Source organism: Rhodococcus sp. Z6_132 (genome assembly GCF_058133635.1).
The window spans coordinates 521,236-546,175 of record NZ_JBYUNP010000002.1; the positions used below are offsets into that span (position 1 = coordinate 521,236).

At 71.6% G+C, this 24,940-nt stretch carries 21 protein-coding genes; 10 read left to right on the forward strand and 11 right to left on the reverse strand.

The window, feature by feature from the left end:
* Positions 1-10: 10 nt before the first annotated feature.
* Positions 11-1,117, forward strand: coding sequence for a branched-chain amino acid aminotransferase (locus tag AC3YO9_RS09100; protein WP_489982929.1), 1,107 nt, complete (start codon positions 11-13; stop codon positions 1,115-1,117).
* Positions 1,118-1,151: 34 nt separating this feature from the next.
* On the opposite strand, the gene AC3YO9_RS09105 is transcribed toward AC3YO9_RS09100, so the two are convergent.
* The 3 genes from AC3YO9_RS09105 to cobU are packed head-to-tail and all read right to left on the reverse strand — an operon-like array spanning position 1,152 to position 3,577.
* A complete protein-coding gene (locus AC3YO9_RS09105) occupies positions 1,152-1,916 on the reverse strand; it encodes an adenosylcobinamide-GDP ribazoletransferase (protein ID WP_489982930.1) in 765 nt (254 codons plus the stop codon).
* Positions 1,913-2,998, reverse strand: coding sequence for a nicotinate-nucleotide--dimethylbenzimidazole phosphoribosyltransferase (gene cobT / locus AC3YO9_RS09110; protein WP_127783364.1), 1,086 nt, complete (start codon positions 2,996-2,998; stop codon positions 1,913-1,915). The genes AC3YO9_RS09105 and cobT overlap by 4 nt, the downstream gene beginning before the upstream one ends.
* Before the next feature lie 60 nt (positions 2,999-3,058).
* Entirely contained in the window at positions 3,059-3,577 is a 519-nt protein-coding gene (gene cobU, locus AC3YO9_RS09115) for a bifunctional adenosylcobinamide kinase/adenosylcobinamide-phosphate guanylyltransferase (RefSeq protein WP_241248893.1), read from the reverse strand.
* Between the two features lie 125 nt (positions 3,578-3,702).
* Here cobU and AC3YO9_RS09120 point away from each other — a divergent pair, with 125 nt between their 5' ends.
* Positions 3,703-3,900, forward strand: a complete 198-nt coding sequence (locus AC3YO9_RS09120) for a hypothetical protein (protein WP_127783363.1) — start codon at positions 3,703-3,705, stop codon at positions 3,898-3,900.
* A 20-nt stretch (positions 3,901-3,920) separates the two neighbouring features.
* Here the strand turns inward: AC3YO9_RS09120 and AC3YO9_RS09125 are convergent, their stop codons facing one another.
* On the reverse strand, positions 3,921-4,538 hold the full coding sequence (locus AC3YO9_RS09125; protein WP_127783362.1) for a DUF3043 domain-containing protein: 618 nt from the start codon (positions 4,536-4,538) through the stop codon (positions 3,921-3,923).
* A gap of 137 nt (positions 4,539-4,675) precedes the next feature.
* Between AC3YO9_RS09125 and AC3YO9_RS09130 the strand changes: the two genes are divergently transcribed.
* Both AC3YO9_RS09130 and AC3YO9_RS09135 read left to right on the forward strand, forming a co-directional pair.
* Complete coding sequence (locus AC3YO9_RS09130) at positions 4,676-5,029, forward strand: HesB/IscA family protein (protein WP_127783361.1); 354 nt, start codon at positions 4,676-4,678, stop codon at positions 5,027-5,029.
* A gap of 155 nt (positions 5,030-5,184) precedes the next feature.
* Complete coding sequence (locus AC3YO9_RS09135) at positions 5,185-6,162, forward strand: carbohydrate kinase family protein (RefSeq protein WP_127783360.1); 978 nt, start codon at positions 5,185-5,187, stop codon at positions 6,160-6,162.
* A gap of 76 nt (positions 6,163-6,238) precedes the next feature.
* Here AC3YO9_RS09135 and asnB read toward each other — a convergent pair whose 3' ends face one another.
* On the reverse strand, positions 6,239-8,164 hold the full coding sequence (asnB, locus tag AC3YO9_RS09140; protein WP_489982931.1) for an asparagine synthase (glutamine-hydrolyzing): 1,926 nt from the start codon (positions 8,162-8,164) through the stop codon (positions 6,239-6,241).
* A gap of 211 nt (positions 8,165-8,375) precedes the next feature.
* On the opposite strand from asnB, the gene ctaC reads away from it, so the two are divergent.
* Complete coding sequence (ctaC, locus tag AC3YO9_RS09145; protein ID WP_127783358.1) at positions 8,376-9,341, forward strand: aa3-type cytochrome oxidase subunit II; 966 nt, start codon at positions 8,376-8,378, stop codon at positions 9,339-9,341.
* Between the two features lie 22 nt (positions 9,342-9,363).
* Positions 9,364-9,762 (forward strand): cytochrome c oxidase subunit 4, encoded by a 399-nt coding sequence (locus AC3YO9_RS09150; RefSeq protein WP_127783357.1) that lies wholly within the window; start codon positions 9,364-9,366, stop codon positions 9,760-9,762.
* A 162-nt stretch (positions 9,763-9,924) separates the two neighbouring features.
* On the opposite strand, the gene hrpA is transcribed toward AC3YO9_RS09150, so the two are convergent.
* Both hrpA and AC3YO9_RS09160 read right to left on the reverse strand, forming a co-directional pair.
* A complete protein-coding gene (gene hrpA / locus AC3YO9_RS09155; RefSeq protein WP_489982932.1) occupies positions 9,925-13,845 on the reverse strand; it encodes an ATP-dependent RNA helicase HrpA in 3,921 nt (1,306 codons plus the stop codon).
* Positions 13,842-15,404 carry an MDR family MFS transporter gene (locus AC3YO9_RS09160; RefSeq protein WP_489982933.1) on the reverse strand — a complete coding sequence of 521 codons (1,563 nt, stop codon included), beginning with the start codon at positions 15,402-15,404 and terminating at the stop codon, positions 13,842-13,844. Before AC3YO9_RS09160 ends, hrpA begins: the two co-directional genes overlap by 4 nt.
* Before the next feature lie 305 nt (positions 15,405-15,709).
* Between AC3YO9_RS09160 and AC3YO9_RS09165 the strand changes: the two genes are divergently transcribed.
* On the forward strand, positions 15,710-16,702 hold the full coding sequence (locus tag AC3YO9_RS09165) for an NlpC/P60 family protein (protein WP_127783354.1): 993 nt from the start codon (positions 15,710-15,712) through the stop codon (positions 16,700-16,702).
* 80 nt (positions 16,703-16,782) lie between these two features.
* Here AC3YO9_RS09165 and AC3YO9_RS09170 read toward each other — a convergent pair whose 3' ends face one another.
* Positions 16,783-19,290, reverse strand: a complete 2,508-nt coding sequence (locus AC3YO9_RS09170; protein ID WP_489982934.1) for a DEAD/DEAH box helicase — start codon at positions 19,288-19,290, stop codon at positions 16,783-16,785.
* Between the two features lie 79 nt (positions 19,291-19,369).
* Here AC3YO9_RS09170 and AC3YO9_RS09175 point away from each other — a divergent pair, with 79 nt between their 5' ends.
* On the forward strand, positions 19,370-19,837 hold the full coding sequence (locus tag AC3YO9_RS09175; RefSeq protein ID WP_127783352.1) for an SRPBCC family protein: 468 nt from the start codon (positions 19,370-19,372) through the stop codon (positions 19,835-19,837).
* Between the two features lie 26 nt (positions 19,838-19,863).
* Here the strand turns inward: AC3YO9_RS09175 and AC3YO9_RS09180 are convergent, their stop codons facing one another.
* The 3 genes from AC3YO9_RS09180 to AC3YO9_RS09190 all read right to left on the reverse strand — a co-directional run bounded on the left by AC3YO9_RS09180 (position 19,864) and on the right by AC3YO9_RS09190 (position 22,908).
* Positions 19,864-20,817 (reverse strand): proteasome assembly chaperone family protein, encoded by a 954-nt coding sequence (locus AC3YO9_RS09180; protein ID WP_206517992.1) that lies wholly within the window; start codon positions 20,815-20,817, stop codon positions 19,864-19,866.
* 143 nt (positions 20,818-20,960) lie between these two features.
* Positions 20,961-22,424 carry a Si-specific NAD(P)(+) transhydrogenase gene (gene sthA, locus AC3YO9_RS09185; protein WP_127783351.1) on the reverse strand — a complete coding sequence of 488 codons (1,464 nt, stop codon included), beginning with the start codon at positions 22,422-22,424 and terminating at the stop codon, positions 20,961-20,963.
* A 94-nt stretch (positions 22,425-22,518) separates the two neighbouring features.
* On the reverse strand, positions 22,519-22,908 hold the full coding sequence (locus tag AC3YO9_RS09190) for a nuclear transport factor 2 family protein (protein ID WP_489982935.1): 390 nt from the start codon (positions 22,906-22,908) through the stop codon (positions 22,519-22,521).
* Positions 22,909-23,114: 206 nt separating this feature from the next.
* Here AC3YO9_RS09190 and AC3YO9_RS09195 point away from each other — a divergent pair, with 206 nt between their 5' ends.
* Positions 23,115-24,203, forward strand: a complete 1,089-nt coding sequence (locus tag AC3YO9_RS09195) for an S-(hydroxymethyl)mycothiol dehydrogenase (RefSeq protein WP_489982936.1) — start codon at positions 23,115-23,117, stop codon at positions 24,201-24,203.
* Positions 24,200-24,826: an MBL fold metallo-hydrolase gene (locus tag AC3YO9_RS09200; RefSeq protein WP_489982937.1), complete on the forward strand. Its 627-nt coding sequence runs from the start codon at positions 24,200-24,202 to the stop codon at positions 24,824-24,826. The genes AC3YO9_RS09195 and AC3YO9_RS09200 overlap by 4 nt, the downstream gene beginning before the upstream one ends.
* Positions 24,827-24,940 lie beyond the last annotated feature (114 nt).

Here is a 24,940-nt window from a genome sequence, read left to right on the forward strand (position 1 = left end):
CGTGCAGGGCATGAACGCGCCCGCCACCTTCACCCGAGCTCCGCACCCGTCCCCCGCCTCGGAGCAGGCGCGTGCGGACATTCTCGCTGCTCCGGGTTTCGGCGCGCACTTCACCGACCACATGGTGAGCATCAGCTACACCGAGGAGCGGGGCTGGCACGACGCGCAGGTGCTGTCCTACAGCCCCATCGAGCTGGACCCCTCGGCGATGGTGCTGCACTACGGGCAGGCGATCTTCGAGGGCCTCAAGGCCTACCGCCACGCGGACGGCACCATCAGCTCCTTCCGCCCCACCGCCAACGCGGAGCGCTTCCGCACCTCCGCCCGGCGCCTGGCCATGCCCGAGCTGCCCGAGGAGCTGTTCATGGGCTCCATCGCCGCGCTGCTGGAGGCGGACGAGGCGTGGGTGCCCGCGGCCGGCGGTGAGGAGTCGCTCTACCTGCGCCCGTTCCTGTTCGCCACCGAGGGCGGCCTCGGCGTGCGCCCCGCGCGGGAGTACCGCTACCTGCTCATCGCCTCACCGGCGGGGGCCTACTTCAAGGGTGGGGTGAAGCCGGTGAGCGTGTGGCTGTCCACCGAGTACGTGCGGGCCGCTCCCGGCGGCACCGGTGCCGCCAAGTTCGCGGGCAACTACGCCGCCTCGCTGCTCGCCCAGGCCCAGGCCGCGGACGAGGGCTGCGACCAGGTGGTGTGGCTGGACGCCACCGAGCGCCGCTGGGTGGAGGAGATGGGCGGGATGAACCTGTTCTTCGTCCTCGGCTCCGGCGACGACGCCCAGGTGGTCACCCCCGAGCTGTCCGGCTCGCTGCTGCCCGGCATCACCCGCAGCTCGCTGCTGCAGCTGGCCCAGGACATGGGCCTGCCGGTGACCGAGCGCCGCATCTCCACCGAGGAGTGGGAGAAGGGCGCCGCCTCCGGGGACATCACCGAGGTGTTCGCCTGCGGCACGGCCGCGGTCATCACCCCGGTCGGTCGGGTCAAGCACGCCGGCGGCGAGTTCACCATCTCCGACGAGGTCACCGGGCCGGTCACGTCCCAGCTGCGGGCCACGCTCACCGGCATCCAGCGCGGCGACGTCGCCGACACCCATGGCTGGATGCAGGTCATCAAGAGCTGACCGTCCCGGCAGGGCGCAGGCCGCGTGCCCTGGGCTAGGCGCCCAGGGCGAGGACCAGCACGGTCGCGGTGACCACGCTCTCCGAGCAGGCCCCCAGCACGTCCCCGGTGACGCCGCCGAAGCGACGGGTGGTGTGCCAGGACAGCGCCGCGGCGACCGCGGCACCGACCAGCACCGCCACCGGGCCCTGCCACCAGCGCCCGTCCACCGCCGCGGCTGAGGCCACCAGCAGCACCGCGCCCCACGCCAGCGGCGCGGCCACCGGCTGGGTGCCGGCCACCAGCGCGCCCAGCCCCTGCGGGCGGGCGGCGGCCACGCCGCGGCGACAGGCCCAGCCCACGGCCACTCGCCCGGCCGCCACCGCCAGCACCACCGCCCACCAGCGGCCCTCGACGGCGAGCGTGCCCAGCCCCACCGCCTGCACCCCGAGCACCAGCACCAGCGCCACCACCGCGAACGGTCCGGTGCTGCCGTCGCGCATCACGGTCAGCGCCCGCTCGGGCGGGCCGTAGCAGCCCAGCCCGTCCACGGTGTCGGCCAACCCGTCCAGGTGCAGCCCGCGGGTGGCCAGGGCCAGCCAGCTCACCGCGAGCAGCCCGGCCAGCAGCGCCGGGGCCTGCGCCTCGCCCAGCACCCACAGCAGGCCCGCGGTGGCCGCGCCCAGCAGCAGACCCACCACGGGCGCCACGGTGATCGCGCCGCCGGCCACCCGCCGGTCGACCTGCTCGGGGCCACGCACGGGGGCGACGGTCAACCAGGACAGCGCCAGCCGGGCCGAGTCCGCTGGCGTGGCGCTCACCGCTCGGAGGAGGGGATCGCCGGGGCGGGAGCGGGATCACCCGCGGGCCCGGCCACGCCGGCGCTGTCGAAGCTGGCCATGTCGGTGAGGATGCGCACCGCGGACTGCACCAGCGGCAGTGCGGTGACCGCGCCCGAGCCCTCGCCCAGGCGCATCTCCAGGTCCAGCAGCGGCACCAGGCCGAGGCGGCCCAGGGCCAGCTCGTGCGCGGGCTCGGCGGAGCGGTGCCCGGCCACCCACCAGGCCTTGGCGCCGGGGGCCAGGCGCTCGGCGACCAGCGCGGCGGCGGTCACCACCATGCCGTCCAGGATGGCCGGGGTGCGGCGGACCGCGGCCTGGGCCAGGAAGCCGGCCATGGCGGCGAAGTCCGCGCCGCCGACGCTGCGCAGCAGGGCCTCGGGGTGGTCCACCACGGCCATCGCCCGGCGGCGGGCGTCGCGGACCACGGCGGCCTTGCGCATCCAGCCGTTGTCGTCCACCCCGGTGCCACGGCCGATGACGGTGACCGGCTCGGCGCCGGTGAGCGCGGAGATCAGCACCGCGGCGGGGGTGGTGTTGCCGATGCCCAGGTCGCCGGCGATGAGCAGGTCCGCGCCGGAGTCCACCTCCTCGTCGGCCAGCCGCCGGCCCAGGGCGATGGCGTCGGCGCACTCCTGGGCGGTGAGGGCGTCCTCCCGGTCGATGCGGCCGGAGCCGCGGCGGATCTTGCCGCCGGAGACCACGTCGGCGGTGTCCACGTTCACGGCCACGTCCACCACGCGCACCGTCGCCCCTGCGGCGGCGGCGATCACGTTCACCGCGGCACCGCCGGCGAGGATGTTGTCCAGCATCTGCGGGGTGACCTCGGCCGGGTAGGCCGACACCCCGTGCGCGGCCACCCCGTGGTCACCGGCGAAGACCACCACGCGGGCGCGGGTGATGGGCTGCGGGGGACAGGTGCCCTGGCAGGCGGCGATCCACACGCCCAGCTCCTCCAGCCGGCCGAGCGAGCCGGCGGGCTTGGTCAGCTGCAGCTGACGGGCCACGGCCTCGCGGTGCGCCTGCTCGTCGGGCGGGGCGACGGGGGGAAAGTCGGTGCTCACGGGCAGCCTCTCGGTGGACGGGTGGGGAACGTGCGGCGGTCGGGGTACGGGGTCACTGGGCTAGCGCAGCCGGAGCGGCAGCCCGGCGACCACGAGCAGCACCTCGTCGCACACCGCGGCCACGGCACCGTTGAGCGCACCGACCTCGTCGCGGAACAGCCGGCCGGACACGGTGGCGGGCACCACGCCCATGCCCACCTCGGGGGTCACCAGCACCAGGCGGGCGGCGCAGCCGGCCACGGCCCGCACCAGCTCCGCGCAGCGGGGGGCCAGCGTGCCGCGCGGGGACTCCCAGGCGCCGGCCTCGTCGAGCTCGCGGGTGAGCCAGGTGCCCAGGTCGTCCACCAGCACCACGTCGCCGGCGACGGCACCGTCCAGCACGGCCACCAGGTCGGCGTCCTCCACGGTCAGCCAGTGCGCGGGGCGGCGTGCACGGTGGGTGGCGATGCGCGCGGCCCAGTCGGAGTCCTGCGGGCGGTCGGCGGCGGTGGCCACGTACCGCACCGGCCCGGTGCCCAGCAGCTGCTCGGCGTGCGCGGACTTGCCCGATCGGGCCCCGCCCAGCACCAGTGTCCGCACGTCCGGGCACGCTACCGTGCGCGACGACGTGGTCGGCGGCACGGCCACCCGGCGCCGCCGCTACGGTCTGGGCACACCCCAGGGTCGCCCGACCGGGGCAGCTCGCACGCAGGAGGAGCACACCGATGGCACACCGCTGGCGCTACGAGGACAGTGCGGGCCACCCCGTGGCGGGCCCGGACCTGGAGTTCGACGACGCTGCCGAGGCCGAGGCCTGGTTCAGCGACAGCTGGGAGGAGCTGGCCGGCGCCGGCGTGCACCAGGTGGTGCTGCTGGACGGCGACACCAAGGTCTACGGACCGATGGGCCTGGACCCGGCCTGACGGGCCGGCGGGGGGAGCGGCTAGACCGGGTCGCCGGGCTTGACCCGGGGACGCGGCGCCCGCAGGCGGCGGATCTGGGAGGCGCGGATGAAGGAGTACCAGCCCAGCCGCAGCCCGCTGGTGGTGTCGTCGGGGTAGCGCTCGTGCACCCGGGCCGAGACCAGCCTGCCCAGGTACACACCCTCCACCGCCATCACGATCATGATGAGCAGCATCCCGATGGCCACGACGTTCTGCAGCGACGGGATCATGAAGGTGAGCACCACCACCAGCGCCAGCGGCATGAACAGCCCGGTGATGTTGCGGCGCCCGTCCACCACGTCGCGGGCCAGCGCCTTGGCCGGACCACGGTCGCGGGCCAGCACGAAGCGGTCGTCGCCGGACATCATCCGCTCGCGCCGCTCGGCCGCGGCCTGGCGTCGCTCCGACTTGGTGGTCTTGGCGCCCTTGGTGGTCTTGGAGCGCTTGTAGGCCTCGCGCTGGGTGACCGGCGGCGGGGGGACCGGTCCGCGGCGGCGACCCTCGGCGTCGCGCCGCTTGGGCGTGGGGCGCCCCTTGCCGTTCACGACCTCCGGCTCGGAGACCGTGGGTTCCACGGTGTCGGAGGGAGTGGGCGTGCGTCGGCGCAGGAGTTTCACAGCACCAGGGTAGGCGAGAGCTCCACGACGGTCACCAGTGCTGGTGGCAGGACGTACCGGTCACAGGGTGAGGGAATGCCAGGAGGCGGAGTACCGTTAGCCCAGGCAAAGCCAATAGCACGAGCTGAGGGAGACCCATGAGCGTTCAGGACGAGACCACCACCACCCATGGTGTGATCATGACTGAGGCCGCCGCCAGCAAGGCGAAGGCGCTGCTCGAGCAGGAGGGCCGGGACGACCTGGCGCTGCGCATCGCTGTCCAGCCGGGTGGTTGCGCGGGCCTGCGCTACCAGCTGTTCTTCGACGACCGCACCCTCGACGGTGACCTCGTCAAGAGCTACGACGGCATCGACCTCGCGGTCGACCGGATGAGCGCCCCCTACGTCGACGGTGCATCCATCGACTTCGTGGACACCATCGAGAAGCAGGGCTTCACGATCGACAACCCGAACGCGGGCGGCTCCTGCGCCTGCGGCGACTCGTTCAACTGAGTCCGGCGGCCCGCTAGCCGGGCCGGGCACGGCGCGAGCCGGCAGAGCTTCCGAGGACCGTCACCCCCCGTGGGTGGCGGTCCTCGGTCGTGTCCGCACCACGGTCCCCGTACGGTAGACAGACTCGCGCTCCACACTGGAAAGGTCTTGCCACCGTGACGATCGCCGTTGCCGGTTCCATCGCTACCGATCACCTGATGAAGTTCCCCGGACGCTTCTCCGAGCAGCTGGTCGCCGACCGCCTGGACAAGGTGTCGCTCAGCTTCCTCGTCGACGAGCTGGTGATCCGCCGCGGCGGGGTGGCCGGCAACATCTGCTTCGCCATGGGGGTGCTCGGCGGCAACCCGCTGCTGGTGGGGGCGGTGGGCGCCGACTTCGCCGACTACCGCGCCTGGCTGGAGCGCCACGGCGTGGACTGCACGGCGGTGCGCGTCTCCGAGACCGCGCACACCGCGCGCTTCGTGTGCACCACCGACGTGGACATGGCGCAGATCGCCTCGTTCTACTCCGGGGCGATGGCCGAGGCCCGCGACATCGAGCTGGGCCCGCTGCTGGACAAGCACGGCGAGCTGGAGCTGGTGCTCGTCGGCGCCGACGACCCGGACGCGATGCTGCGCCACAGCGACGGCTGCCGCGCGCTGGGCATCCCCTTCGCCGCCGACCCGTCCCAGCAGCTGGCCCGCCTCGACGGTGACCAGGCCCGCCGGCTGATCGAGGGCGCGACGTACCTGTTCACCAACGACTACGAGTGGGACCTGCTGCTGCGCAAGACCGGGCTCACCGAGGCCGAGGTGCTCGACCAGGTGGGCATGCGGGTGACCACGCTGGGCCACAAGGGCGTGGAGATCGTCAGCGCCGACGGCACCTCGCTGCACGTGGGAGTGGTGCCCGAGACCGACAAGACCGACCCCACCGGCGTGGGCGACGCCTTCCGTGCGGGCTTCCTCACCGCCCGCAGCGCCGGGCTGAGCCTGCAGCGCGCCGCCCAGCTGGGCTCGCTCATCGCGGTGCTGGTGCTGGAGACGGTGGGCACCCAGGAGTGGACCCTGGACCGCGACGCGGCGCTCGCGCGCCTGCGGGGCGCCTACGGCGACGAGGCGGCCGAGGAGCTCGGCGCCCTCCTGCCCGTCTAGCGCTGGACACCTGAGACCGAGCAGGGCCCGGACACCACGCGGTGTCCGGGCCCTGCTCGTCGTGGCGGGTGCTGGGCTAGAGCAGCACGGGGTACTGCTGGTCGGAGATCTCCGGGTTGATCCGCTGCTCCACGAAGATGCCGTGCCAGAGCATGAACACCAGCACCGTCCAGATGCGCCGGCTGTGGTCGGTGGTGCCGGCCTGGTGCTCGTCCAGCATCCGCAGCACCGCGGTCTTGTCCAGCAGGTGGTCGGTGCCCGACTGGGTGACGATGTCGCGGGCCCAGGCGTTGAGCTCGGTGCCGCGCAGCCAGTGCTTGAGCGGCACCGGGAAGCCCAGCTTGGGTCGCTGCAGGACGTGCGCGGGCACGATGTCCTCCAGCGCCCGGCGCAGCGCGTACTTGGTGGTGTCCTTGGTGATCTTCTGCTGGTGCGGCAGCGCCGAGGCCACCTCGAAGACCCTGGTGTCCAGGAACGGCACCCGCAGCTCCAAGGAGTTGGCCATGGTCACCTTGTCCGCCTTGACCAGGATGTCCCCGCGCAGCCAGGTGAACAGGTCCAGGTGCTGCATCCGCGCCACCGGGTCCCAGCCCTCGGTCTGGGCGTAGAGCGAGGCGGTGACGTCGGTGTGGCCCCAGCCGGGGTTGAAGTCGCGCAGCACCGTCTGCAGCTCGTCGTCGCGGAAGTTGCGCGCGTTGCCGTAGTAGCGCTCCTCCAGGGTCAGCGCCCCGCGGCGGAGCAGGTCCTTGCCGCGGCGGCCGTCCGGGATGCGCTTGGACAGCTGGCCCAGCCCGCGGCGCAGGCCGCGGGGCAGGTGCTCGAACGGCGCCAGCGACAGCGGCTCGCGGTAGATGGTGTAGCCACCGAACAGCTCGTCGGCGCCCTCGCCGGAGAGCACCACCTTGACGTGCTTGCGGGCCTCCTTGGCCACGAACCACAGCGGCACCAGCGCGGGGTCGGCCACCGGGTCGTCGAGGTACCAGACGATCTGGGGCAGCGCGGCGGCGAACTCCTCCGGGCCCACGGTGCGCACCACGTGGCGCACACCGATGGCGGCGGCGGACTCCGCGGCCACGTCGACCTCGGAGTAGCCCTCCCGCTCGAACCCGGTGGTGAAGGTGATCAGGTCGGGGTTGTGCCGCTTGGCCAGCGCTGCGATGGCGGTGGAGTCGATCCCGCCGGAGAGGAACGCGCCCACGGTGACGTCGGCGCGCATGTGCTTGGCCACCGAGTCCTGCAGCGCCTCGGAGATCTCCGCGTAGCGCCGGGTGGCGTCGCCCTTGGCGAAGGGCACCGCGGAGAGCTCGGCGTGGAAGTAGCGGGTGATCTCCGGGTCCTTGCCGGGGCGCACCACGGCCCAGCAGCCAGACTCCAGCTTGCTGATCTGGGCGTGCAGGGTCTCCGGCTCGGGCACGTACTGCAGCGCCAGGTAGTGCTGCAGCGCCCGCTGGTCCAGGCCGGTGTCCAGCTCCATCGCCGAGGCCAGCTCCAGCAGGCTCTTCTTCTCGCTGCTGAACGCGGTGCCGGCGGCGGAGGTGGCCAGGAAGCAGGGCTTGATGCCGAACGGGTCGCGGGCCAGGAAGAGCTCGCGGGTCTGGGTGTCCCAGATGCCGAAGACGAACATCCCCCGCAGCCGGGTGACGGCGTCCGGGCCCCAGTGGTGGAAGGCAGCCACGATCGGCTCTGTGTCACCCTGGGTGGTGAACACCACACCGTGCTCGCGCTCCAGCTGCTCGCGGAGCTCGACGTAGTTGTAGACCTCGCCGTTGAAGGCGATGGCGTAGCGGTCCGGCGACTCCGGCGGCCCCCAGCGCAGCGGCTGGTGGGAGTGCGCGACGTCGATGATGGAGAGGCGGTTGAAGCCGAGTGCCAGGTCCTCGTCGTGCCAGCTGCCGGTCTCGTCCGGACCGCGGTGGCGCTGGCAGTGCATGGCGGCGGCGACCGCGTTGGCATGGTCGGCGGCGTCAGCCGAGGAGGTCAGAAGTCCAAGCAGTCCGCACACGCTGTAAGAGCACCTCAATCAAGTTGGTCGGGAGGATCGCCAGGGCGACCGACGACGGTCTCAGTATGCCGCTTGCTGCCCTCGCGAACAGTCACCACGGGCCGCCGGGACACGGCGCCGCACCGGGCGAACCCACGGCGCGCGTGCGCGGCGGGCTGCGATAGTCTTTCGCCACCCCGGCAGACCTGCTGGGGTTTGTGACTAGGAGGGCGTGGACGTGGCGCAGAGTGGGAACACCCGTCGTCGGGCGACCCGTACAGGGCTCGCGGCGCTGCTCGCGCTGACCGCAGTTCTGGTGTCCGGGTGTTCATCGGAGGAAGTGCTCCGCTTCGGCTGGCCCGAGGGCATCACGCCTGAGGCCGAGGACATGCGTGAGCTGTGGACGTGGTCGGTCATCGCCGCCCTGGTCGTGGGTCTGCTGGTGTGGGGCCTGATGTTCTGGACCATCACCTTCCACCGCAAGAAGAAGGGTGCGGAGGAGTTCCCCCGCCAGACGCAGTACAACCTCCCCCTCGAGGTCGTCTACACCGTCATCCCGTTCCTCATGATCGCCGTGCTCTTCTACTTCACGGTCATCACGCAGAACAAGGTCACCGACGTGCAGGCCGACCCGGACGTCAAGGTGAACGTCACTGCTTTCCAGTGGAACTGGGAGTTCAGCTACCCGGAGGAGGGGGACACCCCCTCTGGCGGCGAGGTCACCACCATCGGCTCCAGCGAGGAGGTGCCGATCCTGGTGCTGCCCACGGGCCAGCGGGTGGAGTTCACCATCGAGTCGGCTGACGTCATCCACGCCTTCTGGGTCCCGGAGTTCCTCTTCAAGCGTGACGTGTTCCCGCACCCGGAGAAGAACGACAGCCAGAACGTCTTCCAGATCTCCAGCATCGACAAGGAAGGTGCCTTCGTCGGCCGCTGCGCCGAGATGTGCGGCACCTACCACTCGGCGATGAACTTCGAGGTCCGCGCCGTCAGCCCCGAGCTGTTCGACCGCTACGTCGCGCTGCGCAAGCAGGTCGACCCCGCGACCAACGCTCCGTACACCACGGCCGGCGCGCTGAGCGAGCTGGGCAAGCAGGACACCGCCTGCGGTGAGCTGTGCAGCCCGGTCTCCACGTCGACCATCCCGTTCGACACCAAGCGTGACGCTCGCCAGGCGACCGTCGCCGACGGCAACTGACAAGAGAGACGTGGACTGACCCATGAGAATCGAAGCGCGCATCTTCGAGCTGCTCACCGCGTTCTTCCTCATCGTCGCGGTGATCTACGGAGTGCTCTCCCAGGAGCCGATCGGCACCACGGCGCTGGCCCTCAGCGCTGGGCTCTCGCTCATCGTCGGCACCTACTTCCGGTTCGTCGCCCGACGGCTGGCCCTGCGTCCGGAGGACTACGGCGACGCCGAGATCTCTGATGGTGCCGGTGACCTCGGCTTCTTCAGCCCGGGCAGCTACTGGCCGGTCGTCGTGGCCGCCGCCGCGGGCATGATGGCGATCTCCCTGGCCTTCTACCACGTGTGGATGATCGTGCTGGCTGGTGTGGTCGTCATCCTCACCGCGGCCGGGATGGTCTTCGAGTACCACATGGGCCCGGAGAAGCACTAGCAGCAACGCGCCCCACTGATCGCCCTCGGCCACCGGCCGGGGGCGATCAGTCGTTTGGTGAGCGGCTCGGCGCCGGCCGACCCTGGTGGGCGTTCAGGTCCCTTGTCGCCCTTTTCCGCCCCTGCCAGGTCGAGGAGGGACCTGGACGCCCCGAGAGCGGGATCAGGCGGGGAGGGCGTCCATGGCCTTGTAGATGCGCTTCTCCGAGATCGGGTAGGCGGTGCGCAGGGTCTGCGCGAACAGGCTGACCCGCAGCTCCTCGATCATCCAGCGCAGCTCGGCGACGTCGGGGTCGTCGTGGCGGTCCGGCGACAGCGACGCCAGCAGCTGGGCGTGCTCGGTGCGCACCCGGTTGAGCACCACCATGGCGTCGCGGTCGCGGTTGGCGCTGCCGGGCAGCGACTCCAGCCGGCGCTGCGCCGCGGTGAGGTAGCGCGCCAGGTCGGGCAGGCGTCGCTGGCCCACCTCGGTGACGAACCCGGCGTGCACCAGGTCGGCCAGCTGCTGGGCCACGTCCTCGGCGGGCTCGCCCCGGGCGCCAGCCAGGGTCAGGCGCAGCTGCTGGGCGGCGGCCAGCACCGGGCGCACCGCGGTGAGCACGGCGAACACCCGCTCGGACAGCTCGCCGCGCACCCGGTCCCGCAGCGCGGCGAAGCCGGCTTCGCTCCACACCGGGCCACCGGCCTCGGCCACGATCGCGTCCACCGCGGCGGCGGTGCAGTCGGCGAGCAGCGCGGCGACGCTGCCGTGCGGGTTCTGGCTCAGCGCGAGCCGGTCGGCGTTGCTCAGTCGCGCCACCACCGACTTGCTGGGGCTGGGCACCGCCAGCAGCAGCATGCGGCGCAGACCGGCGGCCATGGCGCGGCGCTGCTCGGCGGCGCTGGGCAGCACCTGCACCGCCACGGCGTCGCCGGTGTCCACCAGGGCGGGGTAGCCGCGCACGGTCTGTCCGCCCACGGCGTGCGCCACGCTGCGCGGCAGCTCGCCGATGCTCCAGGCGGTGAGCCCGGAGCGCTCCACGCCGGAGACCGCCTGGCTGACCGCGGTGCGCACGTTGGGCTGCAACCGGCGGCGCAGCGCCTCCAGGTCCTTGCCCTCGGCCAGCGTGGCGCCGGCGGTGTCCACCACCCGGAAGGTCATCCGCAGGTGGTCGGGCAGGGCGTCCAGGTCGAAGGCGCTGGGCGGGATCTCCGTGCCGCTGAGCGACCACAGGGCGTCGGCCACGGCATCGGTGAGGGGAGCGCTGCGCGGCTTGACCCGGTCCAGCACGGCGGTGGCGTAGTCCGGCGCCGGCACCACGTTGCGGCGCAGCTGCTTGGGCAGGGTCTTGATCAGCGCGGTCACCAGCTCGTGGCGCATGCCGGCCACCAGCCAGTCGAAGCCCAGCGGGCGCACCTGGTTGAGCAGCGGCAGCGGCACCTGCACGGTGACCCCGTCGGCGTTGCCGCCCGGCTCGAAGGAGTAGCTCAGCGGCAGCAGGATCTCGCCCTGCCGCCAGGCGTCGGGGTACTCGCCCTCCAGCACCGGTGCCGCCGCCGGGTTGGTGACCACCTCGGGGGTGAACGTCAGCAGCTCGGGGTCCTCCCGGCGCGCCTTCTTCCACCAGGTGTCGAAGTGGCGGGCGGAGACCACCTCCTTGCCCACCCGGGCGTCGTAGAACTCGAACAGCGTCTCGTCGTCGACGACGATGTCGCGCCGCCGTGCTCGGCTCTCCAGCTCGGCGACGTCCTCGAGCAGCTCGCGGTTGGCGTGGAAGAACCGGTGCTGGGTGCGCCACTCGCCCTGCACCAGGGCGTGCCGGATGAACAGCTCGCGGGAGACCTCTGGGTCGATGCGCCCGTACTGCACCGGGCGCTGGGCCACCAGGGGGATGCCGTAGAGGGTGACCCGCTCGTAGGCCATCACCGACTGCCGCTTGATGGACCAGTGCGGCTCGGAGTAGGTGCGCTTGACCAGGTGTGGGGCCAGCTCCTCGGCCCACTCCGGCTCGATGCGTGCGGCGGTGCGTCCCCACAGCCGGCTGGTCTCCACCAGCTCGCCCACCATCACCCAGCGCGGGGGCTTGCGGGCCAGCGCGGAGCCCGGCCACACCGCGAAGTGGGCCCCTCGGGCTCCGAGGTACTCGCGCTTCTCGCCCTCCTTGAGCCCGACGTGGCTGAGCAGGCCGGCCAGCAGCGCCTGGTGCACCGCGTTGGGGGCGGCCGGGGAGGTGTTGGGCGTCCACCCCAGCTGCTTGGTGATGGAGCGCAGCTGCCCGTGCAGGTCCTGCCACTCCCGGATGCGCAGGTAGTGCAGGAAGTCGGCCTTGCACTGCCGGCGGAACTGGTTGCTGCTCAGCTCGGTGCGCTGCTCGCGCAGGTGGTTCCACAGGTTGAGGAAGGCCAGGAAGTCCGAGGTGGGGTCGGCGAAGCGGGCGTGGCGCTCATCCGCCGCCTGCTGGTGCTCGGTGGGGCGCTCCCGGGGGTCCTGGATCGACAGCGCCGCCACGATCACCAGCGCCTCGGCCAGGCAGCCGTTGCGGTGGGCCTGGGAGAGCATGCGGGCCATCCGCGGGTCCACCGGCAGCTGCGCCAGCTCGCGGCCGGAGGCGGTGAGTCGCTTGCGGGGGTCGGGCTCACCGGGCTGCAGCGCGCCCAGCTCCTCCAGCAGGGCCACGCCGTCGCGGATGCTGCGGGCGTCCGGTGGCTCCACGAACGGGAACGCGGCGATGTCGCCGAGGCCCAGGGCGCTCATCTGCAGGATCACCGACGCGAGGTTGGTGCGCAGGATCTCCGGGTCGGTGAACTCCGGGCGGGACTGGAAGTCCTCCTCGGAGTACAGCCGGATGCAGATGCCGTCGGCCACCCGGCCGCAGCGGCCGGCCCGCTGGTTGGCCGAGGCCTGGCTGATCGGCTCGATGGGCAGGCGCTGCACCTTGGTGCGCACGCTGTAGCGGGAGATGCGGGCGGTGCCCGGGTCGACCACGTACCGGATGCCGGGCACGGTCAGCGAGGTCTCGGCGACGTTGGTGGCCAGCACCACCCGGCGGCGGGTGCCCGGGGCCGGGGGAGTGAACACCCGGTGCTGCTCGGCGGCGGTGAGCCGGGCGTACAGCGGCAGGATCTCGGTGCCGCGCAGGTTGCGCTCGCGCAGCGCGTCGGCGGTGTCGCGGATCTCCCGCTCGCCGGAGAGGAACACCAGCACGTCGCCGTCACCGGCCTCGCCCAGCTCCTCCACCGCCTCGCACACCGCGTCCACCGGGTCGCGGTCGATGCTCTGCTCGCCCACCTCCACCGTCAGCGGCCGGTAGCGCACCTCCACCGGGAAGGTGCGTCCGCTGACCTCGATGATTGGCGCCGGCCCTGCGTCGGTGGCGAAGTGCTCGGCGAAGCGCTGCGGGTCGATGGTGGCCGAGGTGATGATGACCTTGAGGTCGCGCCGGCGCGGCAGCAGCTCCTTGAGGTAGCCCAGGATGAAGTCGATGTTCAGGCTGCGCTCGTGCGCCTCGTCGATGATGAGGGTGTCGTAGCGCTGCAGCAGCGGGTCGCGCTGGATCTCGGCGAGCAGGATGCCGTCGGTCATCAGCTTGACCAGGGTGGTGTCGCCGGCCTGGTCGTGGAAGCGGACGGTGTAGCCCACGGCGCCACCGAGCTCGGTGTCCAGCTCCTCGGCGATCCGCTCGGCCACGGTGCGGGCGGCGATGCGGCGGGGCTGGGTGTGCCCGATGGTGCCCAGCACGCCGCGGCCCAGCTCCAGGCAGATCTTGGGCAGCTGGGTGGTCTTGCCGGACCCGGTCTCACCGGCCACCACCACCACCTGGTGGTCGCGGATGGCTGCGGCGATGTCGTCGCGGCGCTGGCTGACCGGCAGCTGCTCGGGATAGGTGATGGCCGGCACCGCAGCCCGGCGACCGGCCACCCGCAGCTCGGCGGCGTCGACCTCGCGGGCCACCTGCTCCAGCGCGCGGGCAGGGTCCTTGCCCTTGCGAGCCCGCTCCAACCGGCTGCGCAGCCGGCGCTGGTCACGCAGGGCCAGCTCGGGCAGGCGCGCGCGCAGCTCTGCCACCGACGGGGTGGCGCGGGGTGCGGGAGAGGTGGAGGTCATGCCCCAGACAGGGTACCGGGAGGCGCACCGAGGGCCGGCGGCGCCGCTGCGGTCGGTGCGGCCCCGGCGGCGGGGGCGTCCGTGGTCGCGCTGGCGGGGCTGGCGTCCACGGTCTTGCGCAGCGGCACCTCCCGGATGAGCAGGATGCAGATCAGCGTGAGGATCCCCAGCGGGGTAGCCACCAGGAAGAGGTCCCCGGTGCCGTGGCCGTAGGCCGACTGCACCACCGCGCGGGTCGCCTCGGGCAGCGCGGCCACGTCGGGCAGCGCACCGCCGCCGCCGGGCTGCAGCGCACCGGTGCCCCGGGCGTGGTGGGCGGCGCGGGTGGCCAGCAGGGCGCCGAGGGCCGACACTCCCGCCGCACCGCCAAGGGTGCGGAAGAACATCACGCCGGAGCTGGCGGCACCGATGTCGCGCATGTCCACGGTGTTCTGCACCGCCAGGATGAGGTTCTGCATGAGCAGGCCCATCGCCGTGCCCAGGCTGCACATCGCCAGGGCGAGGACCAGGTAGGACGTGTCCGCGCGCACGGTGGCCATCGCGGCGAGACCAGCGACCAGCAGGACCGCGCCGAGCACGAGGTAGCGCTTCCAGTAGCCGAAGGCGCTGACCAGCCGGCCCACCACCGTGGAGGCGACGAACATGCCCCCGATGAAGGGCAGGGTGAGCATCCCCGCCTTGGTGGGCGACACGCCCTGGCTGACCTGGAAGTACTGGCTGAGGAAGACCGTGCAGGCGAACATCACCACCCCGACCAGGGTGGAGGCCACGGTGGCCAGCACGACGGTGCGTCCGCGCAGCCGGTTCAGCGGCAGCAGCGGCTCGGCCACCCGCGTCTCCACCACCACGGCGATCGCCAGCAGCAGCACCCCGCCGCTGACCAGCACTGCCGTGGTGGGGGAGGCCCACGCGAAGCGCTTGCCGGCCAGGCTCACCCAGATCAGCAGCGCCGAGACCCCCGCGCTGATGAGGAGGGCCCCGAGGTAGTCGATGCGCACCGGCCGGCGCTGCACGGGCAGCTGCAGGGTGCGCTGCAGCACCACGATCCCGGCCACGGCGAAGGGGATCACCACGTAGAAGCACCACCGCCAGCCCAGCCAGCTGGTGTCCACCAGGACGCCGCCGATCAGGGGCCCGCTCACGGTGGCCAGGGCGTACGTCCCGCCGAGGTAGCCGCTGTAGCGACCGCGCTCGCGCGGGGACACCATCGCGGCGAGCACCACCTGGGTGAGCGCGGCGACCCCGCCGGCCCCGACGCCCTGGAACGCCCGGCAGGTGAGCAGCATCCCGGTGGACGCCGACATGCCGGCCGCAACCGAGGCGATGGTGAATATCACAAGTGCAAGCTGCATCAGCAGCTTCTTGGAGAACAGGTCGGCGAGCTTGCCCCACAGCGGCGTGGAGACGGTCATCGCCAGCAACGTGGAGGTGACCACCCAGCTGTAGGCAGCGTCGCTGCCGTGCAGGTCAGGGATGATGGTGGGCAGCGCGTTGGCCACCACTGTGGATGCCAGCGCGGTGACGAACATGGCAAGCAACAAGCCCGACAAGGCTTCCATCACCTGTCGGTGAGTCATGCCTGGAGCGGCGCCGGGGGCGGCGACAGGTGCGGTCGGTCCGGAGTGGCCTCGCGTCGCTCGCCCCATGCCCACTCTGTCCTTTTTCTATTACGTGCAGAAACCAACTACCCCGCTGCGGATAGTGACACCCGGCCGCGGCTGGGCGCAAGCCTGAGTCCCGCAGTGCCCCGCGGCGTGGCCGCTGACCGGGCGAAGGTCCCCTGGGCTGAGGTCACGATCCGTTACCGTCACGTACTCCAAACGATGCGTAGCCACGCACTGACGAAGAGTGACTGGGGAACGACATGGGTGTAAAGAACCGCCTGCGAGACATGATCACGCTGGCTGCCGTGGCCGCTGGCGCAGTCGCTGGAGTCGGTATCGGGCAGGGTGCGGCACAGGCGGCTCCGGCGTGCCAGCCCTACGGGGAGATCGGCAGCACCTGGCACGGCGCCGGGGGCAACAAGTCCTATCTCGGGCACTGTGTGGACGACGAGCATGCGGTGCCGGGCGGTCGTGCCCAGGGCTTCGCCGGTGGCGCTGTCTACTGGAGCGACAAGTCCGGCGCCCACAGCGTCAAGGGCCTCATCCGCGAGCACTACTACAACATGGGAGCCAGCGGGTCCTTCCTGGGCTTTCCGCTGAACGACGAGTGGGGCACGGCCAAGCACACCGGCTCGTTCAACCACTTCCAGGGCGGCAGCATCTACTGGTCGCACGCCACGGGGGCGCACGAGGTGCACGGCGCGATCCGGGACCGCTGGAAGAGCATGGGCTGGGAGACCGGCGCCCTGGGCTACCCGACCTCCGACGAGTACAAGGTGAGCGAGGGCAAGCGCAGCGACTTCCAGGGCGGGTCGATCATCTGGAACGCCAAGACCGGAGCGACCCGGGTGATCGGCAACGCCGCCGCCGCGGTGGCGCCGGCCGCGCACACCACCTCGGCACCGTCCTCGGCGGGGCAGAAGGCGCTGGCCGTGGCGGCCACCAAGCTGGGTGCGCCCTACGTGTGGGGCGCCAACGGCCCGAGCACCTTCGACTGCTCCGGCCTGACGTCCTGGGCCTTCCGGCAGATCGGGATCAACATCCCGCGCACGGCGGCACAGCAGGCCACGGTGGGCAGCCACGTCGCCAAGGGTGACCTCAAGGCCGGGGACCTGGTGTTCTTCTACAGCCCGGTCTCGCACGTGGGCATCTACGACGGCAAGGGCAACGTGCTCAACGCCCCCACCGCCGGGCAGGGCGTGAAGTACACGCCGATCCAGTACCTGGAGTACAACACCGCTCGCCGCATCTAGGTTCGGCACGAGCATCTAGGTTCAGCACGAGCATCTAGGGCAACACGAGAGCCCGACCCTGGGAGGGGTCGCGCCCGCCGTCACATCCGCTGCACAGCGGTGACGGTGAGCGCGACCTCTCCCTTCTCGTCGGAGGCGGCCAGGTCGACCTCGGCCAGCACCGCCCAGTCGTGGTCGCCGGCAGGGTCGGCCAGCACCTGGCGCACCTTCCACGTGCCGGGGTGCTGTTCCACCTGGAACAGCTGGGGGCCGCGGGCGTCGGGGCCGGTGCCGATCTCGTCGTGGTCGTCGAAGTACTCCTCCAGCGAGCCCGCCCAGTCCACGTCCGGGTCGAGCTCGTCCAGGGCGTCCCACTGCTCGCGCGCGGCCAGCTGGATGCGGCGGAACAGGGCGTTGCGCACCAGCACCCGGAAGCTGCGGGTGTTGGCGGTGATCGACCGGGGGGCGTCGTCCAGCGGCTGCTCGTGCGGGACGCTCTCCGGGTTCTGCAGGGCCTCCCACTCGTCGAGCAGGCTGGAGTCCACCCCGCGGATCAGCTCGCCGAGCCACTCGGTGAGGTCGGCGAGCTCCTCGGTGCGGGCGTCCTCGGGAACCGTCTGGCGCAGCGCCCGGTAGGCGTCGGTCAGGTAGCGCAGCACCAGGCCCTCGGAGCGGCCCAAGTTGTAGTGGCTGACCAGCTCGGTGAAGGTCATGGAGTGCTCCACCATGTCGCGCACCACCGACTTGGGCGACAGGTTGAGCTCGCTCACCCACGGGTGGCCCTGTCGGTAGGTCTCGAACGCCGGGTAGAGCAGCTCCTCGGCCAGTGGCTTGGGCCAGGTGACCTCCTCCAGCAGCTCCATCCGCTCCTCGTACTCGATGCCCTCGGCCTTCATCGCCGCCACCGCCTCACCACGGGCGGCGTGCTGCTGGGCCATGAGCACCTGGCGGGGGTCGTCCAGCGTCGACTCGATCACCGACACCACGTCCAGGGCGTAGGTGGGCGAGGCCGGGTCGAGCAGCTCCAGCACCGCCAGCGCGAACGGCGACAGCGCCTGGTTCAGCGCGAAGTCGCGCTGCAGGTCCACCGTCAGCGCCACGGTGCGCCCGTGTGCGTCAGGCTCGGGCAGCACCCGCACGATGCCGGCGTCGCGCAGGCTGCGGTAGAGCCGGATGGCCGACAGCGCGTGCTTGCGCTGCTGGGCGGGGCTCTCGTGGTTGTCGGTGATGAGGTGGCGCATCGCGGCGAAGGCGTCGCCCGGACGGCTGATCACGTTGAGCAGCATGGAGTTGCTCACCGAGAACCGGGAGGTGAGCTGCTCGGGGTCGGCGGCCACCAGGCGGTCGAAGGTGGGCCGGCCCCAGGACACGAAGCCCTCCGGCGCCTTCTTGCGCTGCACCCGCTTGAGCTTCTTGGGGTCGTCGCCGGCCTTGGCCACCAGCCGGGCGTTCTCCACGTCGTGCTCGGGGGCCTGCACCACCACGGTGCCCAGCGTGTCGTAGCCCGCACGCCCGGCCCGGCCGGCGATCTGGTGGAACTCCCGCGCTCGCAGGTGCCGGGTGCGCACGCCGTCGTACTTGGTGAGACCGGTGAACAGCACGGTGCGGATGGGCACGTTGATGCCCACCCCGAGGGTGTCGGTGCCGCAGATGACCTTGAGCAGGCCGGCCTGGGCCAGGCGCTCCACCAGCCGGCGGTACTTGGGCAGCATCCCGGCGTGGTGCACGCCGATGCCCATCCGCACCAGCCGCGAGAGCGTCTTGCCGAAGCCGGTGGAGAAGCGGAAGCCACCGATCATCTCGGCCACGGCGTCCTTCTCTGCCTTGGTGCACAGCTTGACGCTGGTGAGCGCCTGGGCCCGCTCCAGCGCGGAGGCCTGGGTGAAGTGCACGACGTAGACCGGCGCCTGGTTGGTGGCGACGAGCTCCTCGATGGTCTCCTGCAGCGGGGTGTTGACGTAGGAGAACATCAGCGGCACCGGGCGCTCGGTGCCGCTGACCACGGCCACCTCCCGGCCGGTGCGGCGCTGCAGGTCGTCCACGAAGAAGCTGACGTCGCCGAGGGTCGCGGACATGAGGACGAACTGCGCGTCGGGCAGCTCGATGAGCGGCACCTGCCAGGCCCAGCCGCGGTCGGGCTCGGAGTAGAAGTGGAACTCGTCCATCACCACCTGGCCGATGTCCGCGCCGGCGCCCTCGCGCAGCGCGAGGTTGGCCACGATCTCGGCGGTGGCACAGATGATCGGCGCGCTGGAGTTCACCGCGGCGTCGCCGGTCATCATGCCGACGTTCTCCGCGCCGAACACCTCGCACAGGGCGAAGAACTTCTCGCTCACCAGCGCCTTGATGGGGGCGGTGTAGAAGGTGCGCTTCTTGGCCGCCATCGCCGCGAAGTGCGCGCCGATGGCCACCATCGACTTCCCCGACCCGGTGGGGGTGGCCAGGACGACGTGCGAGCCGGAGACGATCTCCAGCACCGCCTCCTCCTGCGCGGGGTAGAGGGTGATCCCGCGCTCCTGGGTCCACTCGGTGAAGGCCTCGAACAGGGAGTCCTCGTCGGGCGAGCTGGGGATCCGGGCGGTCAGGGTGGCCGGAGCGGGAGTTGTCATGGTGGTACCTATCGTGCCCTGCCGGGCGCTGGCGGTGGCGCGGCGGGCGATCGCGGGTGAAGTTGGCTAGGTTGACGAGATGGCTGACACACAGGTGACCACAGTGGAAACAGGCCCGCGCAGGGTCTCCCGACGAGTCGTGGTGGACGCCACCCCCGCCGAGGTCTTCGCACTCGCGGCGGACCCGCGGCGCCACGGCGAGCTGGACGGGTCCGGCACGGTGCGCGACTCGGTGAAGGCGCCCGACACGCTCAGCAAGGGTGCCAAGTTCTCGGTGAGCATGAAGATGTACGGCGTGCCTTACCGCATCACCAGCACCGTCGTGGACTTCGAGCCCGACCGGGTGATCGAGTGGCGCCACCCCATGGGTCACACCTGGCGGTGGGAGCTCGCCCCGGTCTCGCCCGGGCAGACCGAGGTGGTGGAGACCTTCAGCTACGGCACCCACGTGCTGCCCAAGGCGCTCGAGCTCGTCGGCGTGCCCAAGATGAACGGCACCGGCATCACCCGCACCCTGGAGAAGCTGCAGCAGCGCTTCGCCAGCTGACCTGCCGCGGGCAGACCCTGCTCCGGCTACAGGCCCTCGGGACCGTCGCCGGAGGAGGGGTCCTGCCCGGCGTTCTGGGCGAGGAAGCGCTCGAGCTCGGCCCCCAGCTCGTCACCGGTGGGCAGCTCGCCGTTGGCCGCCAGCAGCGACGTCCGCTCCTGCGAGCCGACGTAGGCGTCGTACTGGCGCTCCAGGGCCTGCACCACGGTGGCCACCTCCTCCGAGGCGGTCACCTGCGCGTCGATCTGCTCGCGCACCCGCGCAGCGGCCTCGGTGAGCTCCTCGGTGGGCAGCGTCAACCCGGAGGCGTCGCTCAGGTGCGACAGCAGGGTGAGCGCGGCCTCGGGGTAGTCGGTCTGGGTGAGGTAGTGCGGCACGTGCACGGCGAAGCCCATCGCCTCGTGCCCCGCCTCGCCCAGGCGCAGCTCGAGCAGCGAGGCCGCGCTGGCCGGAACCTGCACGTTGCCCACCCACGGCTCGTAGCCGCGGACCAGGTCGGTGGAGGTGCCGTGCGCGGTGACCCCGGTGGGGCGGGTGTGCGGCACGGCCATGGGGATGGCGTTGAGGCCGATGGTGCGGCGCACGCCGAAGCGCTCCGACAGCATCCGGACCGCGGTGATGAACCGCTCCCACTTCAGGTCGGGCTCCATGCCGGCCAGGAGCAGGAACGGGGTGCCGGTGGCGTCCTTGACCGAGTACAGGTTCAGCGTGGGCTCGGCGTAGCTGGCGAAGTGGTCGCCCTCGAAGCCCATCATCGGCCGGCGGGAGCGGTAGTCCAGCAGCGCGTCGATGTCGAAGCTGGCGACCAGGTCGGTCTCCATCGACTCGCGCAGGTGCGTGGTGGCGATGCGGACCGCGTGCCCGGCGTCGGAGAAGCCTTCCATCCCGTGCACCAGCACCGGACCGCTCCCGTCCGCACCCGTCAGCTCGGGGGAGGGGAACTCAAGTTCGTACATGGGGGAGCTCTCGTCGTTGGTCATGGGTGGTTCGTCACCTTCCGTCACGTCCCTACATTGTCCCCCAACGTCGGGCTGCGGTGCCGCATTCCGTCCCGCCCGCGTCTCGCCCGAGGAGGCGAGACCCGTCACAGCCGGCGGGGCGACCCGCTCGGCTGGAGCAGGCCTCAGCTGGAGAAGGCGTTGAGCGCGCGGATCTTGTTGGTGACGTCCAGCGCCGCCACCTTGTAGGCCTCGGAGAGGGTGGGGTAGTTGAACACCGCGTCCACCAGGTAGTCCACCGTGCCACCACACCCCATCACCGCCTGGCCGATGTGCACCAGGTCGGTGGCGCCGGAGCCGAAGACGTGCACGCCGAGCAGGGTGCGGTCCTCGGTGGAGACCAACAGCTTGAGCATCCCGTAGGCGTCGCCGGTGATCTGCCCGCGGGCGAGCTCGCGGTAGCGGGCGGTGCCCACCTCGTAGGGCACCGATGACTCGGTGAGCTGCACCTCGGTCTTGCCCACGTAGGAGACCTCGGGGATGGAGTAGATGCCGATCGGCTGCAGGCCCAGGTCCTTCGGCGTGGGCTCGCCGAAGGCGTGGTAGGCGGCCAGGCGACCCTGGTCCATGGACGTCGCCGCCAGCGCGGGGAAGCCGATGACGTCGCCGACGGCGTAGATGTGGTCGACCTCGGTGCGGTAGTGCTCGTCCACCGCGATGCGGCCGCGCTTGTCCGCCTTCAGCCCCGCCGCCTTCAGCTTGAGCTCGTCGGTGAGGCCCTGCCGGCCGGCGGAGTACATCACCGTCTCGGCGGGGATGCGCTTGCCGCTGGCCAGCGTGGTCACGGTGCCGCGGCTGCCCTTGGTCACCTTGGTGACCTCCTCGCCGAAGCGGAAGGTGACGGCCAGGTCGCGCAGGTGGAACTTCAGCGACTCCACGATCTCGGAGTCGCAGAACGCCAGCATCCCGGCCCGCTGCTCCACCACGGTGACCCGGGTGCCCAGGGCGGCGAACATGGAGGCGTACTCGATGCCCACCACGCCGGCGCCCACCACGACCATGCTGGCGGGGATCTTGGTCAGGTGGAGGATGCCGTCGGAGTCCAGCACCCGCTCGTCGTCGAACTCCACGTCCGCCGGCCGGGCTGGCCGGGTGCCGGTGGCGATGACGATCTTGGCCGCCCGGACGGTGGTGTGCTCGCGCTTGTTCTCCCCGTCGACCACCACGGTGTGCGGGTCGCTGAAGTGCGCGGTGCCGGTGAGCAGGTCCACCCGGTTGCGCATCAGCTGGGACCGCACCGTCTGGGTGTCCTTGCCGATGGTGTGCTGCGTGCGCGCCAGCAGGTCGTCCACCGTGATGTCGGACTTCACCCGGTAGCTGTCGCCGTAGAGCGTGCGCTCGTTCATGCCGGTGAGGTAGAGCACGGCCTCGCGCATGGTCTTGGACGGGATGGTGCCGGTGTTGGTGCACACCCCGCCGAGCATCCTGACCTTCTCCACGACGGCAACCCGCTTGCCCAGCTTGGCCGCAGCGATGGCCGCCTTCTGCCCTCCGGGGCCGGAGCCGATCACCACCAGGTCGTAGTCGTTGGCCTCGTCCTCCGCCTCGACCGGGGCAGGCACCTCGTCGATCGTCGCGCTGTCGGTCATGGAAGTCCTTCCGACGGTAAGTGTGTGACGCTACCGGAGCAGCCGGTGCCGGCCCGGGGCGAAGAGAAGTCCTTACGGGACGGTAACGCCGCTCTTACGCACCCGCAGGGTCGTCGGAGACGGCCACGTCGTCGTTGCCCCAGTAGGCGCGCATGGCCGTGATGCGGCCCTGCTCGTCGAAGGTCATCACGTCGATGCTGGAGATGGTGGTGACCCGGTTGCCGGCGTGCATGCGCACGTCCAGCTGGAACGCCGCGGTGTCGGCGACCGCGCGCACGGTCACCAGCTCGGCCTCCAGCTTCATCCCCGCCATGCCGCTGTAGTGGGTGGCGATCTCCTCGCGGCCGCGCCGCACCGGGCCGCCATAGGGGTCCTCCAGGGTGGCGTCGTCGGCGTAGAGGCCGACGATCGTGTCGACGTCCCCGGCGGTGACGGAGGCGATGTAGGTGGCGACGACGTCGCGCAGCTGGTCGGGTGCGGGCACGGCGGGCTCCTGAGCGGTGGGAGGCGAGGGTCGGGGCCTAGTTCTAGCCCGCACGCGTCGGCGACGGCGAGGGCCGTTCCCGGTGGGTGGTGGGTGGCCGTCACCGCGGTCCGCGCGCCTGGTGCGGGTTCTGGGACGATGGTCGGCGACGTCGGCTCTGTCCGAGCCGCAGGTCTTCCCGCCCAAGTCGAGAGAGGTGGCAGCACATGCCCCAGCAGGTACGCGGAGTGATCGCCCGGAGCAAGGGTGCCCCGGTGGAGCTGGTGACCATCACCGTTCCCGACCCTGGTCCCGGCGAGGTGGTCGTGGACGTGCAGGCCTGCGGCGTCTGCCACACCGACCTGACCTACCGCGACGGCGGGATCAACGACGAGTTCCCCTTCCTGCTGGGCCACGAGGCGGCCGGCGTGGTGGAGTCGATCGGCGAGGGCGTCACGCACGTGCAGCCGGGCGACTTCGTGGTGCTCAACTGGCGCGCGGTGTGCGGGGAGTGCCGGGCCTGCAAGCGTGGCCGCCCGTGGTACTGCTTCAACACCCACAACGCCACGCAGAAGATGACGCTGGAGGACGGCACCGAGCTCACCCCGGCCCTGGGCATCGGCTCCTTCGCCGACAAGACCCTCGTCGCGGCTGGCCAGTGCACCAAGGTGGACGCCTCGGCCGATCCCGCCGTGGTGGGCCTGCTCGGCTGCGGCGTGATGGCCGGGATCGGTGCGGCGGTGAACACCGGCAACGTCAGCCGGGGTGACTCGGTGGCGGTGATCGGCTGCGGCGGCGTGGGCGACGCGGCGATCGCCGGTGCCCGCCTGGCCGGGGCGTCGAAGATCATCGCCATCGACCGCGACCCCAAGAAGCTGGAGTGGGCCACCGACCTCGGTGCCACCCACACCATCGACGCCTCGGCCGTGGACGACGTGGTGACCGCGGTGCAGGAGCTCACCGACGGCTTCGGCGCGGACGTGGTGATCGACGCGGTGGGTCGTCCGGAGACCTGGAAGCAGGCCTTCTACGCCCGTGACCTGGCCGGCACCGTGGTGCTGGTAGGGGTGCCCACGCCGGAGATGCAGATCGAGATGCCCCTGGTGGACCTGTTCTCCCACGGCGGCTCGCTGAAGTCGTCGTGGTACGGCGACTGCCTGCCCGAGCGGGACTTCCCGGTCCTGGTGGACCTGTACCAGCAGGGCCGGCTGCCGCTGGAGCGCTTCGTCACCGAGCGGATCGGCCTGGAGGACGTGGAGCAGGCCTTCACCACCATCCACTCCGGCGGCGCGCTGCGCTCGGTGGTGATGCTGTGAGCGTGCGCGTGGACCACGTGGTCACCTCCGGCACCTTCAGCCTCGACGGCGGCACCTGGGACGTGGACAACAACATCTGGCTGATCGGTGACGACTCCGAGGTGGTGGTGGTCGACGCCGCCCACGACGCCCAGCCGATCATCGACGCCGTGGGTGGCCGCCGCGTGCTGGCAGTGGTGTGCACGCACGGCCACGACGACCACGTGACGGTCGCACCGCAGCTGGGCGAGCAGCTCGACGCCCCGGTGCTGCTGCACCCGGCCGACCAGGTGCTGTGGGACATGACCCACCCGGGCGTGCAGCACGGCGAGCTGTCCGACGGGCAGCGCATCTCGGTGGCCGGCACCGAGATCCACGTGCTGCACACGCCAGGGCACTCCCCGGGCAGCTCGTGCCTGTACCTGCCCGAGGCGGGCGTGCTGTGCACCGGCGACACCTTGTTCTCCGGCGGCCCCGGCGCCACCGGGCGGTCGTACTCGGACTTCCCGACCATCATCGGCTCCATCCGGGACCGGCTGTTCGCCCTGCCCGAGGACACCACGGTGCTCACCGGCCACGGCGACGGCACGACCATCGGCAGCGAGGCCCCACACCTGCAGGAGTGGATCGCCCGCGGCAGCTGAGGCCACCTGCCGGGTCTCGCCCGGCTAGCAGGCAGGCCCGACACGTCACCGCAACGGCCGCCCCCGCCACGACCGTGGTCCACACTCCGCCCGGAGTGTCCACAGCGTGGGGTG